The sequence below is a fragment of the Silicimonas algicola genome, assembly GCF_003148765.1.
Lineage (GTDB): Bacteria > Pseudomonadota > Alphaproteobacteria > Rhodobacterales > Rhodobacteraceae > Silicimonas > Silicimonas algicola.
Map to the genome: position 1 here is coordinate 1 of NZ_QGGV01000010.1, position 14,891 is coordinate 14,891.

A 14,891-nucleotide genomic window follows, 5' to 3' on the forward strand; every position below is an offset into this window, starting at 1 on the left:
CCCGAAGCGCCATAGGATGTGGCTTGCCCATCTCGGACCCCCATATCTGCCCTGCAGGCAGAGAATCATACAGCCGACTTCATGGGAATCCTGAATCGAATCGACCGCAACACGCTCTAGAAAGGAGTACGGTTTTTTTGTATTTTAGTGTTGGCGCCAGATCCCGATGAAGCAGTATGGCGCTCTGAGAGACCGCTTTCGCCCCTCCTGGCACCGGGACCGGTTAACAGCCCCTTCCGCATAACTCTCGAAAGAACGGAAAATCCGCCGCAACCGGATTGGGAGAACGCTTTCGCGAGGGGTAAGTGGCGGAGCGATAGGAGTTCGAACCACTGGATCGCCCTTCGATCGCTCCGATCACCTTGCTTAGAGCGGCTCTAGAATGTAGAGGACCGTCACCACCTTCCGATCACACGGCTACGATTCCTCGGATTATGTCGGCTTCGTTTGTAAGGATGTGCAAAGAACCAGACAGCTTGTGACAGGGCATCTACCTGATCATCGTACTCACCGTTCGGAAAGGCCTGCAATTCCTCGATCAGATCCTGCAGCCAGCTGGCCTTCATGGGCAGGAAAACCCTACCGTCCTCCATGGCCACCATGGCGCGGTCCATCCTGATCTCCTTCGACTCTGTGGGCTTGAACCATTGGACCACCGCCCGTCGAACCTCGCGCGGGTAGTACTCCCAAAGTTCTTCCGCCAGGGCGCGACCACTTGAAGCCAATTCGATCAGGTAGAAGTCGGCGTCGAACTCGTCGAACGCTGCAATTGCCGCTTTCTTGAGGTTCGGAAACGACCAACGGCCTCGGCCACTGGCGACAAGGTAAAGACGACCATCGCTTATCTGCCAGACCTGGATCACCGAATAAGATCCCGAGTCTGATCCCGAGGCCGCATCAATGCTCAAGAAACGCGCGTCCCAAACCTTTGGGAACTCGCTGTGGCGCTGGAACAGCGACACGTCTATGTAGCCGCCACCGGCGGGAAGCGGTGCCTGGAGATACTGCGCACTGTATCCCGCAGTTCCCATGGCGACCTTGCGCTGCTCCAGAAACTCGGCGGGCAGAAGCTCAGGGTGGAGCAATTCACCTTTCACATACTGATACGTCGCGTCCGGTCCGATCGGAATCGACTGGTCAACCTCCGCCTTTGCCGGCAGTGAGAGCATATTCCAGGGTTCAAGCTGCCGGAGAAATGCCGCCGGGTCGTTCATGGCAAGCCGTTGCATCACCAAAACTATGATGCCTTCGGAGCCTTTGTTGAAGCGCCCCATCAGAACGTTTGCAATCCAGTGGTTCACCTTCGCGCACGCCGCCTCATTCAGAGCGTCCGAGGCATCAAGCGTATCATCCAGGATCATGATGTCGGCGCCTAGGCCCGTGATCTTACTGCCGACCGAATACGCCTTGCGGAAGCCACCTTCGCTCGTCTTCAGCATGAGAGCAGTATCCTTATCCGCCTTCGGCACCATGGTCGGGAAGGCGTCCGTGTACCAAACGGACTCTATGACGGTCCGGAACGCAGCATGATGTTCCTCGGCGAGATCAAGGCTGTGCGATACCACAAAGATTTGCATAGTCGGGTCGTGCCCCAGCACAAAGGCAGGCCAGGCGATAGAGATAATCATGGATTTCAACGTCCGGGGAGGAACGTTGACCATAACGCGCTTCGTCTCACCGTTCATCACGCAGGACAGGAGCCAAGTAATGGCGTCGATATGCCAGTTGTGAAGGTATTCCTGCCCGGGGTTCAGTGTATGGAAGACCTTTTCGACGAAGGCGGGAAAATCTTGGCGGAGTACGGCGTTCATTTCAGAGTTTGTCGCCATAAATCTAGTCCTCCACACCGGAACCCGTGCGTCCGAGGCGACGCCGCACGAAGTTCTCGAGAATTTGCAGGTCTTCTTCGGTTGGCGGGAGTGACGCATCCTCAGCAGCATGCGTCTCCGGGAAGTATCGGTTGATCTGCCGCATGAGTTCCGCGATGGCCTTCTTGTCGCCTGCGAGAGCCATATTGATCAGCAACTTGGTCAGACCACGCATGACCGAGGCCTTGAGTTTCTTGTCGCCGACCTTCATGACGATCTCGTTAGCGAGCTCCTCTCGGAGGACGGTGGCGAAGCGCTCCTGCTCCGTGCGCCTACCTGCCGGGTTGCCGGATTGGCCCTTCTTGAACCGTCCATGTTCCGGGGGCCTGCGATAGCCCACATCGTAACCGTCAGACATTTGGATCCTCCTCGTCCGGAGCCGGCAGAAGCTTCACCGCGCGCCTGGCCGAGACAGCCTCATAGGTCTCACCGGTTTCCGCATGAATGACCTTTTGCCCGGTCAGGTCCATCCAGCGCCGAAGCGCAAGGTCGACATAGCGAGGTTCGATCTCGACACCGACGCAGCGCCGACGCGATGACTCGGCAGCAATCAGCGTCGATCCAGACCCCAGGAAGCAGTCGAGGACCACGTCGCCTGGTGCTGTGACATCAAGAATGGCGTCGCGAACCATCGCCACCGGTTTCACGGTCGGATGCACGGTGAAGTCATCCTCGTCCGTCTTGCCGCTAGTGGCGCCACCGTATTCCCAGACGTTAGAGCGGTTGCGCCCAAACCGGCCGAGCTGGACATTGTTGCGATGCCGCGCACCGGGCTTGCGAAGGACGAACACCAACTCGTGCTGCGACCTGTAGAGCGTTCCCATGCCTGGCGCGCGTTTGACCCACACCGCCAGGTTGATCTGCTCGACACCGAGTTGCAGAAGCGTCTCGTTCAACTCCGACACATGACGCCAGTCCATGAAGATAAAGGCAACGCCGCCGGAACGCAGCAGAGCAATTGAGGGCCCCAGACATTCGACGAGAAACCGGACAAACTCCACCGGCTGCATCTCGCCGCTTGCTTCGGCGAACTCCGCGTGTCGCCCGTTGACGGTGCTGACATGGCCGCTGATCTTGACATTCCAAGGGGGGTCCGTAATCAGCATGGCCGCTTCACGCGCAACACCGCCGTGGGCGAGTTCGCCCATGTCCTGCGCACGACCGCAGAAAATCCGGTGATGGCCGGCAATCCAAACGTCTCCGGGACGGGTTACTTGGCTCAAGCCATCCGCAGCCAAGCCATCCAGGTCATCCAGAGGATCTTCGTCGGATGCACCAACTGAATGGTCCTGGAGGATGACATCGATCTCGGGCACTTTGAATCCGGTCACTTCCAGATCGACCCCTATCTGGAGCAAGTCGGCAAACTCGATCCGCAGTGTCTCGTTATCCCACTCACCGCTTTCCTGCAGCTTGTTCAACGACAGCGCCAACCTGCGCAGGTCCACGTCAGAAAGATCACCGACCAAGATGCGGGGCAGTTGCTCGGCTCCAAGCCGGCTGGCGGCCTCAAGCCTGATGTGGCCATCTACAACCTCATATCTTTCGCCACTCGCACCATGACGAACGAGGATCGGTACGCGGAAGCCAAAGGTCTCGATCGCTTGAACAACGGCTTCTACTTGTTTCTCGAGCGCACGCCGAACTCGACGTGGCCCCGCATCGATGAGCGCGATGGCCAACCACAGGATGCACATCTCCCCGAAAAGATCGTTCTTCAGGTTGTTTGGCTCGCGCGGAATGTCGAAAGGCTTCGCCGGTGAACCGGAGACCTCGCTCAGGACTTTTTTTGACTTGGGTTCCATATGACCTCCTGCATGCTTACCAGGAGGCGACGAAGACGGCTGTGCGGTACACGGAAGCAATACGCTCAGCTCATCCACGTCGTGACCCTCCTGGATCACGGTGGACGAACCGCGGGTAATAGACTTCCTGTCGTTGCCGGGTTCTATCTAGGCCTTCTGAGTGGCACAGTATCCCCTCCCTGTCAACCGCACCTACCCCACAACCCATTGGGATAGTTGACAAACGGTTTGGAGGGCGACACGGTCTTGCCCTTCGCAGGTTAGACTGGACTTCCTCGGCGAACGGAGCGTCAGTGGCGAAGCGCCCGGCCGGTCCGGGCTTTCCTCGGTGAGGGCCGGCACGGTGTCGACCCGGGCAAACAGAGGAGACCAGGATGAGCAAATCCACTGACGTCAAACCGCGCAAGACCAAGTCAGCGACCCTAAGGCGGCTCTTGTCGCGGAAGGCAGGGGCGGACCTCGCGACCCTTCAGGAGGCCACCGGGTGGCAGCCGCATTCGGTGCGGGCGGCGCTCAGCACCCTCCGAAAGGCGGGCTTCCGCGTCGATCGGACAGAGCCAAGATCCGAGGGTGGCGCGCCCGTCTACCGGATCACGGCAAGTCCGGAGGGGGCATGACGCTCCCGACGGTGCCGGAGATCGAAGCAATGGACCGGGCGGCACTTGTTGCCGCCTGGTCCGGGATGTTCGGCAAACCGGTCCCCAAGAGCCTCAGCCAGCCTTTCCTCCGCCGATTTCTGGCCTTCGAGGTCCAGGCCCGCCGGATGGGAGGGCTGCCAAAGGGCTTCGTGAAGGACCTGGACCGGTACCGGGCGAGGCATGTCGCGCCGGCCGGGTCGGACCTCAAACCGGGCGGCCGGCTGCTCCGGGAGTGGAACGGCATAACCCACGTCGTCCAGGTCACCGAAGATGGCTTCCGTTGGAACAGCGCGAGTTACCGCTCCCTCTCGGCGGTCGCTCGCGCCATCACCGGCGCGCGCTGGTCCGGTCCCCGGTTCTTCGGCCTGGGAGAGGCTCGATGATGGCTGTTGCGGCGAAGGTGCGCTGCGCGATCTACACCCGGAAGTCTTCCGACGAGGGACTGGAGCAGAGCTTCAACTCGCTCGACGCCCAGTACGAGGCCTGTGCCGCGTATGTCGCGAGCCAGAGGCAGGAGGGCTGGATCCTTGCGAAGGACCGTTTCGACGATGGTGGCGTCTCCGGGGGCACGCTCGAACGCCCCGCCCTGCAACAGCTGCTTTCCGAGATCGACGCGGGCCGCGTCGCGATGGTGGTGGTCTACAAGATCGACCGGCTCACCCGGTCCTTGGCGGACTTCGCCAAGCTGGTCGAACGACTGGATGCTTCGGGTTGTTCCTTTGTCTCAGTGACGCAGGCATTCAACACGGCCTCTTCGATGGGCCGACTCACCTTGAACGTCCTGCTGTCCTTCGCCCAGTTTGAACGGGAGGTGACCGCCGAGCGTATCCGCGACAAGATTGCCGCCTCGAAGAGGCAGGGAATGTGGATGGGCGGGATCGTCCCTCTCGGCTACGATCCCCATCCCGATCCCAAGGTCCGGGAACTCGTGGTCAACGAGGCCGAGGCCGAGACAGTGCGGACGATCTTCGATCTCTACGACCGCCATGGCAACCTCATCCTGGTGGCGCGCGAGGCCGCAGCGCTCGGGCTTCGGTCGAAGCGCTACGTGTTTCGGACCGGGCGTACTCAGGGCGGGAATGTCTTCTCCACCGGTCACATCCACAAGGTCCTCTTGAACCCGGTCTATCTCGGTCGCATCCGGCATAAGGAGCTAGTCTGGCCTGGGCGGCACCAGGCGATCCTCAACGAGGATCTCTGGAACCGGGTCCAGGAGAACCTGCAGGCATCGGCGCGGCGCGGGAGGGGGCGAAGGTCCGACGCAGATCCGGCACTCCTCGCGGGCAAGCTCCGCGATGAGACCGGCGATCGGTTGACGCCGACCTCAACCATGAAGGCGGGTCGTCGGCACCGGTACTACGTCTCGAACCGGCTCGTTGCCGGTGGACCCGATCCCACCGGTTGGCGCCTGCCTGCCTCGAAACTTGAGAGCCTCGTCGCGGGGCTCGTCGCAGATCACCTCGAGCGGGCGGCCTCCGGACATCAATTGCTTACCGATCCCGACCTTAGGGCCGCTTCTGATCTTGCCACGGCTGCACGCGCCCTTGCAGCTTCCTTGCGTCGACCAGTCCCCTCACTACTCAGGGGCGTCCTCGTGTCAGGGGTTGTAGGGGCCAAAGAAATCTCCCTGAAGCTGGACCGTATTACCATCGCAACGGCCCTCTCCGTCTCAGCAGACAGCCTCGCATCGGAGGTCGGCAAGGTATCGGCAGAGGTCCGGTTGCGCCGGCGCGGGGTCGAAGTGAAGCTCATCGTCGGCGACCGGGCCGAGAAGCCCGATCCCGTCCTCTTAAAGACCCTGCAAGATGCTCATCGTTGGACCGCAGCTCTGCGGACTGGCACGCCTATGGGGGACCTCGCTGCAGAAGCCGGGCACCACGAGGTACATATCCGGACCCGCGCGCCGTTCGCGTTTCTCTCGCCCCGGATCCAGCGCGCGATCGCAACCGGGACCCTGGCGCCGGAGCTGACGCTCCGACGAATGCTCGTTCTTGATATCCCCCTCGACTGGATCGAACAGGAACGGCTCTTCGGTCTCCCCTGATCCGAAGCGAATTCCCTGCACATTCCCTGCTCGGAGGCGCAGGGAATTGACTTGTAAGCAACTGTTTTGGATGAGCTTTGCCCGCCCGAAAGTGACGGAAACTGCGAGTATGCGGAAAATTCCCTGCAAATTCCCTGCCAGCAGGGAATGTCCGGCCAAAACCGTACCCGCAGTTGCTGCCTCCGGAGACTCAGCGGCCAATTGCTACCTGACATGTCTCCGAGAGGCGTCTCCGTTCAGTGAGCACGCAGACAAGTCGCGGGAATGTCGGGAGGATTTTCGGCCATTTTAAATTATATATCAATGGCTTAGGTGGCTGGCGGAGAGACAGGGATTCGAACCCTGGAGACGGTTTCCCGCCTACACACTTTCCAGGCGTGCGCCTTCGACCACTCGGCCACCTCTCCGGCAGGCTGGCGTTTAGCAGCAATATCCGACCGGGATCAAGCGCAAGCCTGACGGTGTCGTCACTTCAATCCGAGGACGTCCAGCATGTCGTATTCGCCCGGCGAGCGACCCTGTCCCCAAAGCGCCGCCTTCAGGGCGCCTCGTGCGAAAAGGCTGCGGTCGGTGGCGATGTGGCGCAGGACGATCCGCTCGCCGGGCGCGGCGAAGATGACGTCGTGCTCGCCCACGATGTCGCCGCCCCGGATCGCCGAGAACCCGATGTGTCCGGCCTCGCGCGCACCAGTGATCCCGTCACGACCGCGATCCTCGACCGCACGCAGCGATACGCCGCGTCCAGCCGCCGCGGCCTCGCCCAGCATCAGTGCAGTGCCGGAGGGCGCATCCACCTTGTGACGGTGGTGCGCCTCGACGATCTCGATGTCGTAGTCCGTGTCCAAGGCCGCCGCGACACGCCGCGTGAGTTGCACCAGAAGATTGACGCCAAGGCTCATGTTCCCGGCGCGCACGATGGTCGCGTGACGCGCCGCTGCCCTCAGCTTCGCCAAATCTCCCTCGCTCAGACCTGTCGTGCCCACCACATGAACCGTGCGCGCCTGCGCCGCGATGGCGGCATGGGCGACGGTGGCCTCGGGCGTGGTGAAATCGATCACCGCCTGAGCCTCGGCGAAGGCCTCGAGCGGATCGTCCGACACCAAGATACCCTCCGGGGCACTAGGCAGCACGTCGGACAGCGACCGGCCGACCCAGGGGTTGCCCGGCTTCTCGACCGCGCCCGACAGGCGCAGCACGTCCGACCGCTGCAAGGCGCCGATCAGGATCCGCCCCATGCGCCCCGAAGCGCCCGTCACAACCACGTTCGGCAAGTCGTCCATCGCACCCTCCCTATCCGCGCCTTCCTTACGCCAGCGGCTCCCATCCGCAAACCCGCAACTTCTTCAATCCGCAAATCCTCCGGGGGAGACGCCAAAGGCCGAGGGGGCGGAGCCCCTTGCATCGCGACTTGTCCCGAGACGCTTCAAGGCCTAGATGCGAGGACATGGCACGCTCCCGCTTCTCCGACACGTCCGGCCCCTCGCAGCGCCAGCTTCGCGTGGCCGAGCTGATCCGACGCAGGCTGTCGGACATCCTGACCCAGGGCGATATCCACGATCCCGACCTCAATCGCCTCTCGATCACCGTGGGTGAGGTGACCTGCACGCCCGACCTACGGACCGCGACCGCCTATGTCCTTCCGCTCGGCGGCGGCCAGCGCGACGAGGCGCTCGACGCGCTGCGCCGCAACCGCTCCGAGATCCGCCGCGTCGTGGGCCGCAGCCTTCAGCTCAAGTTCACGCCCGAAATCCGCTACGAGATCGACGAGACCTTCGACCGTCTCGACGACACACGCGCCATGTTCGCCGACGAGAATGTCCGCCGCGACCTGGATCGCGAGTAGCGCGATCCTTCTTGCGTCGCTCTTCTCCGGGACCGCGCAGGCGGCCGGATGCCGGGACGTGGCATTCGAGGACACGCCCTTCACCGTGTGCGAGGCCGACCCCGCAACCGACGACATCCGGCTCTTCCTCCGAGACGATGACGGAAGGCTGCTCGGCACCTTCGAGAATGTCGATGCGTCCCTAGCGTCCGAAGGAAGGCGCCTCGCCTTTGCGGTCAACGCCGGCATGTATCATCCCGACCGGCGCCCCGTCGGGCTTTACGTCGAGGACGGGACCGAACGCGCGCGTATCGTCACCCGCAAGGGCCCGGGCAACTTCGGTCTCCTGCCGAACGGCGTGCTCTGCATCGGCGACGGCTGGGCGCGCGTGGTCGAATCCCGTGCTTTCGCCGCCGAACCACCCGCCTGCCGCTATGCCACGCAATCCGGGCCGATGCTCGTCATCGACGGCGCGCTCCATCCGCGCTTCTTGCCCGACTCGCGGTCTCGCTACATCCGCAACGGTGTCGGCGTCACGCCGGAGGGACGGATGATCGTCGCGATCTCGAACCGCCCGGTGACCTTCCACCGCTTCGCGCGGTTCTTCCGCGATGTCCTCGGAACGCCGAACGCCCTCTTCCTCGACGGCAACATCTCGCGCCTCTACGCGCCCGAGCTCCGCCGCCAGGACTTCGGTTTTCCGATGGGGCCGATCCTTGGCGTCACCGTTCCCACCGATTGACATTTGCGCCCGCGAGGCGCTAGCACGCCGCCTCTCGGAAGGGGACGAGCATGGCACGGCGCAAAAAGGGACGCGACATCTCGGGATGGCTGGTGGTGGACAAGCCCGCCGGACCGACCTCGACCGCCGTGGTGAACAAGGTCAGGTGGGCTTTCGACGCGAAGAAGGCCGGCCACGCAGGCACCCTCGACCCCGACGCAACCGGCCTCCTTGCCATCGCGCTGGGTGAGGCGACCAAGACGGTGCCCTTCGTCACCGACGCGCTCAAGGCCTACGACTTCACGATCCGCCTTGGCGCCTCCACCAACACCGACGACGCCGAGGGCGAGGTAACGGCCACCTCCGACACCCGCCCCACCGACGAAGAAATCCGCGCGGCCCTGCCCGCCTTCACCGGCGACATCCTCCAGACACCGCCCGCCTTTTCCGCCGTGAAGATCGAGGGCGAGCGCGCTTATACGCTCGCCCGCGCCGGCGAGACCGTCGAGATCGAGGCGCGCCCGCTCTACGTCGAGAGTCTCGACCTCCTGGCCCGCCTCGATCCCGACCACGCACAACTGCGGATGGTCTGCGGCAAGGGCGGATATGTCCGCGCCATCGCCCGCGACCTTGGAGAAGCGCTCGGCTGCTTCGGCCACGTCGTCACGCTCAGACGCACCTGGGCCGGGCCATTCGATCTCGATGACGCTGTGACCCTCGACGACGTCGAACGCCTCGCCCGCACGCCCGAGCTCGACGAGCTTCTCCTACCGCTCGAGACCGGACTTGCCGATCTGCCCGAATTGCCCGCGACTGCCGAGGGCGCCGCGCGGCTCAGAAACGGCAATCCCGGCATGGTGATCGCCTCCGACGCGGAATACGGCGAGATGGCCTGGGCCTCCTACCAGGGCGAGGCTGTCGCCGTCGGCACCTACCGCGCGGGCGAACTGCATCCGACCCGCGTCTTCGCCTCGTGACCCTCGTCACCCGCCGCCACACTGGCGACGGGCGCGACAGCGCGGCGGTCTATTCGCCCTGCCTCCGCTACCGCTACGCGCTGACCCGGACCTGGGACGCGGCCGGCCCGCGCCTTCTCTACGTCATGCTGAACCCCTCGACCGCCACCGAAGCCGCAAACGACCCCACCGTCGAGCGCTGCGAACGCCGCGCCCGTGCTCTCGGCTATGGCGCCTTCCGCGTCGCGAACCTCTTCGCCCTGCGCGAGACCGATCCCGCCCGACTGCGCCGCGCCGAGCGGCCAGTCGGTGCGGCGAACGACGCCCAGATCGCCGAGGCTGCGGACTGGAGCGACGCCGTCCTCTGCGCCTGGGGCATCCACGGCGCGCATCGGTCTCGGGGGCAAGCAGTCGCCGCGATCCTCAACGCCAGTGGCAAGCCCCTCCTGACGCTCGGACTATCGAAGGACGGCCACCCGAGGCACCCGCTCTATGTCTCCTACGGCGTTGGCCCGGTCTCCTGGACCTGAAGGGCCGGCACGCATGCAGAATGACCCACAGCCCACGGCACCGGCGGCGCAAAGACCCCGCCGCCAACCGTCACGGGATCGCTGCCCTGCATCTTCACTGGTCCGAAAATATCCCGGGGGAGGCCCGGCCTTGCGCCGGGACGGGGGCAGCGCCCCCCTTCCTGACCGGCGGGCGGCGGCCGCGCATCGCGGCCGCCGTCAGGCCCCCCGTGCACGCACGGGTCCGCCGCCCCTTCCAAGGTCACCTGGACTCCCTTCTGGAGCGGCCGCACCCCTGCGGCTCATGACAGGCAATCTGGCAGCTTCTGATGAAGACGCCGTTACCGCCTCACGTCGTCTTTCCGGAACGCCTGTTCCGGTCGTGCCACGCTCCATCTGCTCCCAGATTCCGCTTTCCAACGGCATCCGCTTCGCCTATACGCCCCATCTCACCTCCACGGGCCTTGCTGGACGACATCCCGGCTCGCGCCATCGATCCTGAAAGGAGACCCCGATGTCGATCACTGCCGAAGAAAAGCAGAAGCTGATCAAGGACTACGGCACCAAGGACGGCGACACCGGTTCGCCCGAAGTGCAGGTCGCGATCCTGTCGTCGCGCATTTCCACGCTGACCGAGCACTTCAAGACCCACGCGAAGGACAACCACTCGCGCCGCGGTCTTCTCAAGCTCGTCGCGCTGCGCCGCAAGCTCCTCGACTACGTCAAGGCCAAGGACGAGAAGCGCTATCAGGACCTGATCGAGCGTCTCGGCCTCCGTCGCTGAGGCAAGCCTCCAAGACCGAACACCGGAAGGGCTGCCTCGGGCGGCCCTTTTTCGTTGAGCCCCTCCCTATGTGAACTCGTCGCCCGTCCGTTCCGCGTCCCTGCCCAGAGCCGCAGCCGGCTTGAACCGCCTCGGTATCTCGACTAGGGACGTCCTCGCATCACCGGAGTAAGGCACATGGACCAGCACTGCATCTGACCCGTCACCCATCGACAAAGATCAGACCAGCGAGGCGTCCATGCCCTTCCCCTCTCCCGACACACGTCATCCCCTGAGGCTGCCCGATGGCTCCGCCCATCCCGGCGCCGTTTTCCTGAAGGCCGTCGTCGATCACCCGAGGATCGAGGTCGGAGATTACACCTATGCCTTCGAGAACGACCCGCCAGACGACTGGATCGCGCGAAAGGCCCCCTACATCTTTCCCTTCTCGGCCGAGAAGCTTGTGATCGGCAAGTTCTGCCAGATCGCCAGCGGCGCACGCTTCATCACCGCCTCGGCCAACCACAGGTACGACGGGATATCGAGCTTTCCCTTCGCGATCTTCGGCGGCCCGACCGTCGGGCGCCCTTCGATGCCGACATCGTTTTCGGACACCATCGTCGGCCACGATGTCTGGCTTGGCGACGCAGCCACGATCCTGCCGGGTGCACGGATCGGATCGGGCGTCATCGTGGGCGCCGGTGCCGTGGTGTCAGGCTCCATCCCGGACTACGCCATCGTGGCAGGCAATCCGGGCCGCGTTCTGCGCAGGCGTTTCACCGACGGGCAGATCGACCGCCTCATGCGCATCGCCTGGTGGGACTGGCCGATCGACCGCATCCTCGCCCACGAGTCCGAGATTTGCGGCGGAGACGTGGACGCGCTCGAGCGTGCGGCGCCATGAGCGAGCCCGAACTCTTCCTCGTGACCCATCCCGGTCTCGAAGACTTCCTCGCGGACGAAGCGCGCGAGAAGGGCTTCGGCGTCACCGGCACCATACCCGGCGGCGTCACGCTGTCGGGCGGCTGGTCCGAGGCCTGGCGCGCGAACCTGCGTCTGCGCGGCGCGACGCGCGTGCTTGTCCGCCTGACCTCGTTCCGCGCCATGCATCTTGCACAACTCGACAAGCGCGCACGCAAGGTACCCTGGGGGGACTGGCTGCGGCCCGACCTTCCGTTCCGCGTCGAGGCGACGTGCCGCAAGTCCCGCATCTACCATGCCGGTGCCGCCGCGCAGAGGATCGAGCGCGCGGTGAGCGAAACCCTCGGTGCGCCCCTGTCCAAGGACGCCGCCATCGTCCTGAAGCTTCGGATCGAGGACGACCTGGCCACGCTCAGCGTCGACACCTCGGGCGCGTCGCTCCACAAACGCGGTCTGAAGCAGGCCGTCGCGAAGGCGCCCATGCGCGAGACGATGGCCTCCCTCCTCCTGCGCGCCGCGGGCTTTGACGGACGCGAGACGGTCCTCGATCCCATGTGCGGCTCAGGAACCTTCCCCATCGAGGCAGCCGAGATCGCGTCCGACCTGGCCCCCGGCCGCGCCCGCGCGTTCGCGTTCGAGACGCTGGCCACCTTCGACGCAACAGGCTGGGAGGCGATGCGCCATGCACACGACCGGGTTACGCCCCCTGGCCCGCCCCGCTTCTTCGGCTCGGACCGGGACCAGGGGGCCGTCCGGATGGCGGGCGAAAACGCGACAAGGGCCCGCGTTTCGGAAATCATCCGTTTCCAGCGCATGGACGTCTCGGACGTGGCCCCGCCCGAGGGACGCCCCGGCCTCGTCATCGCGAACCCGCCCTACGGCGGCCGCATCGGCGCCAAGGGTCCGCTTCATGCGCTGCACGCAAGCTTCGGAAAGGCCATGAAGGAAAGGTTTCGGGGCTGGCGCATCGCCCTCGTCACGTCCGAGCCCGGCCTGGTGAAATCGACGGGCCTTCCCTTCGCCGAACCCGGTCCGTTCATCGACCACGGAGGGATCCGCGTCCGTCTCTATCAGACCGGCCCTCTCTGACCTCGGCAATCCCTTCACGAAGCCGCCGCAATTTTGCCCGAATCCGGGGTCGAGATCGGAGGCGCATCCAGAACGGGGACACGGCCATGATGTTCGCACGGAAACCGCCCAGGGAACTCTGCGTCCGTCGGCTCAAGCGGCGGATGATCGGCATCGGTGACGACGCGGCCAGGCTGATCGCCACGATGAAGGAAAACCGCCCCCTGTCCTACGGTCCCGACCGTCGTCCGCTGGACCTGATCCGCAATGCGGACTCCGAGGCGCTCTTCGTCGAAACCGACGCGCTTGGCCACGACAGCTTCCAGCATTTTCACTACACGGACGACTTCCGCTCGATCGATCCGAACGCGCAGGTCGACCTCATGGTGCTCTTCGGCGATGTCGCGCGGGTCAACGCCATCCTCGCGCCCTTCGCCGGGTCGAGCGTCGCGTCCCCTGCCGCGCGCCTCGTCAACGAGATCGCGGACCGCATCATCGCGACGGCCTGTTTCTTCGACGCCTATTTCTCGCGCTTCGACGTATCCACCGACATTCTCCTCGGCCGCACGTCGGGCCGAGCCCTGGCCGAACGGATGGCCGCGCTGGGCGCAGAGGACCGCATCCGCTACGACCGCGCACAATCCCGGCTGTCGGACCCCGCAACGGACGCCGCCCGCCTCGCGCCGCGCCGCATCCCGCCCTTCGTGATCTCGGCCGGGTTGCGCTATGGCCGGGGGCAGACCTTCGTCAACGGAGTGTACTTCCCGACCGAGGCGGCGCAGGTGATCCTTGGCCAGACGGCGGCGCTGGCGGCCGCCTCGCAACTCGAAGCCGCGCCGCGGATGCACTGAGGGGCGGACACCCGCCCCGCGCACTTGACCCGCGTTTGACCTGCATCATGTCTCGAGAGGCATCGGCCCGCCACCATGGCGGAACAGCTTTCGCAGGACAGGTCCCATGACGCTCAGCCGCCAGACACCCGACACGGACACGCCGGACCTCCGCGTCCCGCTCGACACCGTATGCTATGTCATCGAGAAGGCGCGCGAGTTCGACGTCAAGACGGGGTCGTCCGATCCGGCGGCATCGCGGCTCGACGACGACGACATCGACGCCGCCGTGCTCGAGGATCGACCGTCCGACCCCGTCCGGCACGAGCTTCTCTCGGTCATCTCCGATCTCAACCACGGCGCGCAGATCGACCTCGTCGCCATCATGTGGCTCGGTCGCGCCGAAGGCCCCGACAGCTGGGACGAAGCCCGTCGCATGGCCGAGGAAGGGCACAACGACCGCACCGCGCAATACCTCGTGGGCACGCCGCTTCTGGGTGACTACCTGGAAGAAGGCCTGAACGTCATCGGCCTTTCCTGTGCCGACTACGTCGAGAACAACGTGTAACAGGGCTTGCATCGAATCCATATATCTGGAATTCTGGATATATGGATAAGACAAACAGCCTCGCCGCCCTCTCCGCCCTGTCCCAGGACGTTCGTCTCGACGCCTTCCGTCTGCTCGTCCAGGCCGGCGCCGAGGGCCTGCCTGCGGGCGAGATCGGCGACCGCCTGGGCGTCCGCCAGAACACGATGTCTTCCCACCTTTCGATCCTTCATCAGGCCGGCCTCGTGCGGAACCGCCGCGAGGGCCGGGGGATCCGCTATTTCGCCGACATGGAAGGCATGCGCGGGCTCCTTGGTTTCCTGATGGAAGACTGCTGCGGCGGTCGCTCCGAACTCTGCCAACCCGTCATCCAGGAAGTCGCCTGCTCCTGCTGAGATG

17 protein-coding genes and 1 tRNA gene are annotated in these 14,891 nt (G+C 64.5%); 13 read left to right on the top strand and 5 right to left on the bottom strand.

Annotated elements, in window-relative coordinates:
• Positions 1-395: 395 nt before the first annotated feature.
• From terL to C8D95_RS17560, 3 genes are read right to left on the bottom strand one after another with little or no spacing between them, the layout of a single operon-like run.
• A complete protein-coding gene (gene terL, locus C8D95_RS17550) occupies positions 396-1,811 on the bottom strand; it encodes a phage terminase large subunit (RefSeq protein WP_164721536.1) in 1,416 nt (471 codons plus the stop codon).
• 22 nt (positions 1,812-1,833) lie between these two features.
• Positions 1,834-2,226 (bottom strand): DUF5681 domain-containing protein, encoded by a 393-nt coding sequence (locus tag C8D95_RS17555; protein WP_109760509.1) that lies wholly within the window; start codon positions 2,224-2,226, stop codon positions 1,834-1,836.
• Positions 2,219-3,673 carry a DNA modification methylase gene (locus C8D95_RS17560; RefSeq protein ID WP_109760510.1) on the bottom strand — a complete coding sequence of 485 codons (1,455 nt, stop codon included), beginning with the start codon at positions 3,671-3,673 and terminating at the stop codon, positions 2,219-2,221. The genes C8D95_RS17555 and C8D95_RS17560 overlap by 8 nt, the downstream gene beginning before the upstream one ends.
• A gap of 374 nt (positions 3,674-4,047) precedes the next feature.
• On the opposite strand from C8D95_RS17560, the gene C8D95_RS17565 reads away from it, so the two are divergent.
• Genes C8D95_RS17565 through C8D95_RS17575 form a run of 3 tightly spaced genes read left to right on the top strand, consistent with a single transcriptional unit; the run spans position 4,048 to position 6,355 of the window.
• Positions 4,048-4,290 (top strand): DUF3489 domain-containing protein, encoded by a 243-nt coding sequence (locus C8D95_RS17565; RefSeq protein ID WP_109760511.1) that lies wholly within the window; start codon positions 4,048-4,050, stop codon positions 4,288-4,290.
• A complete protein-coding gene (locus C8D95_RS17570; RefSeq protein WP_206508395.1) occupies positions 4,287-4,694 on the top strand; it encodes a DUF2924 domain-containing protein in 408 nt (135 codons plus the stop codon). The genes C8D95_RS17565 and C8D95_RS17570 overlap by 4 nt, the downstream gene beginning before the upstream one ends.
• Positions 4,691-6,355, top strand: coding sequence for a recombinase family protein (locus tag C8D95_RS17575; RefSeq protein ID WP_109760512.1), 1,665 nt, complete (start codon positions 4,691-4,693; stop codon positions 6,353-6,355). The genes C8D95_RS17570 and C8D95_RS17575 overlap by 4 nt, the downstream gene beginning before the upstream one ends.
• Before the next feature lie 317 nt (positions 6,356-6,672).
• Here C8D95_RS17575 and C8D95_RS17580 read toward each other — a convergent pair.
• Both C8D95_RS17580 and dapB read right to left on the bottom strand, forming a co-directional pair.
• Positions 6,673-6,762, bottom strand: a tRNA-Ser gene (locus C8D95_RS17580).
• 60 nt (positions 6,763-6,822) lie between these two features.
• Positions 6,823-7,635: a 4-hydroxy-tetrahydrodipicolinate reductase gene (gene dapB, locus C8D95_RS17585; RefSeq protein WP_109760513.1), complete on the bottom strand. Its 813-nt coding sequence runs from the start codon at positions 7,633-7,635 to the stop codon at positions 6,823-6,825.
• A gap of 164 nt (positions 7,636-7,799) precedes the next feature.
• On the opposite strand from dapB, the gene rbfA reads away from it, so the two are divergent.
• The 10 genes from rbfA (at position 7,800) to C8D95_RS17635 (ending at position 14,887) form a co-directional block, all read left to right on the top strand.
• Entirely contained in the window at positions 7,800-8,198 is a 399-nt protein-coding gene (gene rbfA, locus C8D95_RS17590) for a 30S ribosome-binding factor RbfA (RefSeq protein ID WP_109760514.1), read from the top strand.
• Complete coding sequence (locus C8D95_RS17595; protein WP_109760515.1) at positions 8,170-8,919, top strand: phosphodiester glycosidase family protein; 750 nt, start codon at positions 8,170-8,172, stop codon at positions 8,917-8,919. Before rbfA ends, C8D95_RS17595 begins: the two co-directional genes overlap by 29 nt.
• A gap of 50 nt (positions 8,920-8,969) precedes the next feature.
• Positions 8,970-9,875, top strand: coding sequence for a tRNA pseudouridine(55) synthase TruB (gene truB / locus C8D95_RS17600; protein WP_109760516.1), 906 nt, complete (start codon positions 8,970-8,972; stop codon positions 9,873-9,875).
• On the top strand, positions 9,872-10,384 hold the full coding sequence (locus C8D95_RS17605) for a DUF1643 domain-containing protein (RefSeq protein ID WP_109760517.1): 513 nt from the start codon (positions 9,872-9,874) through the stop codon (positions 10,382-10,384). Before truB ends, C8D95_RS17605 begins: the two co-directional genes overlap by 4 nt.
• Positions 10,385-10,877: 493 nt before the next feature.
• The gene (gene rpsO / locus C8D95_RS17610; protein WP_109760518.1) at positions 10,878-11,147 is read left to right on the top strand and encodes a 30S ribosomal protein S15; all 270 of its coding nucleotides are present in this window, start codon (positions 10,878-10,880) and stop codon (positions 11,145-11,147) included.
• Positions 11,148-11,385: 238 nt separating this feature from the next.
• On the top strand, positions 11,386-12,030 hold the full coding sequence (locus tag C8D95_RS17615; RefSeq protein ID WP_109760519.1) for a CatB-related O-acetyltransferase: 645 nt from the start codon (positions 11,386-11,388) through the stop codon (positions 12,028-12,030).
• Positions 12,027-13,136: a THUMP domain-containing class I SAM-dependent RNA methyltransferase gene (locus C8D95_RS17620; protein WP_109760520.1), complete on the top strand. Its 1,110-nt coding sequence runs from the start codon at positions 12,027-12,029 to the stop codon at positions 13,134-13,136. The genes C8D95_RS17615 and C8D95_RS17620 overlap by 4 nt, the downstream gene beginning before the upstream one ends.
• An 86-nt stretch (positions 13,137-13,222) precedes the next feature.
• Entirely contained in the window at positions 13,223-13,966 is a 744-nt protein-coding gene (locus C8D95_RS17625; RefSeq protein WP_109760521.1) for a hypothetical protein, read from the top strand.
• A gap of 106 nt (positions 13,967-14,072) precedes the next feature.
• Positions 14,073-14,513: a DUF3775 domain-containing protein gene (locus C8D95_RS17630; protein ID WP_109760522.1), complete on the top strand. Its 441-nt coding sequence runs from the start codon at positions 14,073-14,075 to the stop codon at positions 14,511-14,513.
• Positions 14,514-14,554: 41 nt separating this feature from the next.
• Entirely contained in the window at positions 14,555-14,887 is a 333-nt protein-coding gene (locus C8D95_RS17635; RefSeq protein ID WP_109760523.1) for an ArsR/SmtB family transcription factor, read from the top strand.
• The last annotated feature ends 4 nt before the right edge of the window (positions 14,888-14,891 follow it).

Bases quoted from the DNA above. Each gene is read 5' to 3' on its own strand.
- C8D95_RS17555 (WP_109760509.1), bottom strand. From the start codon at position 2,226: ATGTCTGACGGTTACGATGTGGGCTATCGCAGGCCCCCGGAACATGGA.
- C8D95_RS17570 (WP_206508395.1), top strand. From the start codon at position 4,287: ATGACGCTCCCGACGGTGCCGGAGATCGAAGCAATGGACCGGGCGGCA.
- C8D95_RS17565 (WP_109760511.1), top strand. From the start codon at position 4,048: ATGAGCAAATCCACTGACGTCAAACCGCGCAAGACCAAGTCAGCGACC.
- C8D95_RS17630 (WP_109760522.1), top strand. From the start codon at position 14,073: ATGACGCTCAGCCGCCAGACACCCGACACGGACACGCCGGACCTCCGC.
- C8D95_RS17560 (WP_109760510.1), bottom strand. From the start codon at position 3,673: ATGGAACCCAAGTCAAAAAAAGTCCTGAGCGAGGTCTCCGGTTCACCG.
- truB (WP_109760516.1), top strand. From the start codon at position 8,970: ATGGCACGGCGCAAAAAGGGACGCGACATCTCGGGATGGCTGGTGGTG.
- C8D95_RS17595 (WP_109760515.1), top strand. From the start codon at position 8,170: ATGTCCGCCGCGACCTGGATCGCGAGTAGCGCGATCCTTCTTGCGTCG.
- rbfA (WP_109760514.1), top strand. From the start codon at position 7,800: ATGGCACGCTCCCGCTTCTCCGACACGTCCGGCCCCTCGCAGCGCCAG.
- C8D95_RS17625 (WP_109760521.1), top strand. From the start codon at position 13,223: ATGATGTTCGCACGGAAACCGCCCAGGGAACTCTGCGTCCGTCGGCTC.
- C8D95_RS17575 (WP_109760512.1), top strand. From the start codon at position 4,691: ATGATGGCTGTTGCGGCGAAGGTGCGCTGCGCGATCTACACCCGGAAG.
- rpsO (WP_109760518.1), top strand. From the start codon at position 10,878: ATGTCGATCACTGCCGAAGAAAAGCAGAAGCTGATCAAGGACTACGGC.
- C8D95_RS17635 (WP_109760523.1), top strand. From the start codon at position 14,555: ATGGATAAGACAAACAGCCTCGCCGCCCTCTCCGCCCTGTCCCAGGAC.
- terL (WP_164721536.1), bottom strand. From the start codon at position 1,811: ATGAACGCCGTACTCCGCCAAGATTTTCCCGCCTTCGTCGAAAAGGTC.
- C8D95_RS17620 (WP_109760520.1), top strand. From the start codon at position 12,027: ATGAGCGAGCCCGAACTCTTCCTCGTGACCCATCCCGGTCTCGAAGAC.
- dapB (WP_109760513.1), bottom strand. From the start codon at position 7,635: ATGGACGACTTGCCGAACGTGGTTGTGACGGGCGCTTCGGGGCGCATG.
- C8D95_RS17615 (WP_109760519.1), top strand. From the start codon at position 11,386: ATGCCCTTCCCCTCTCCCGACACACGTCATCCCCTGAGGCTGCCCGAT.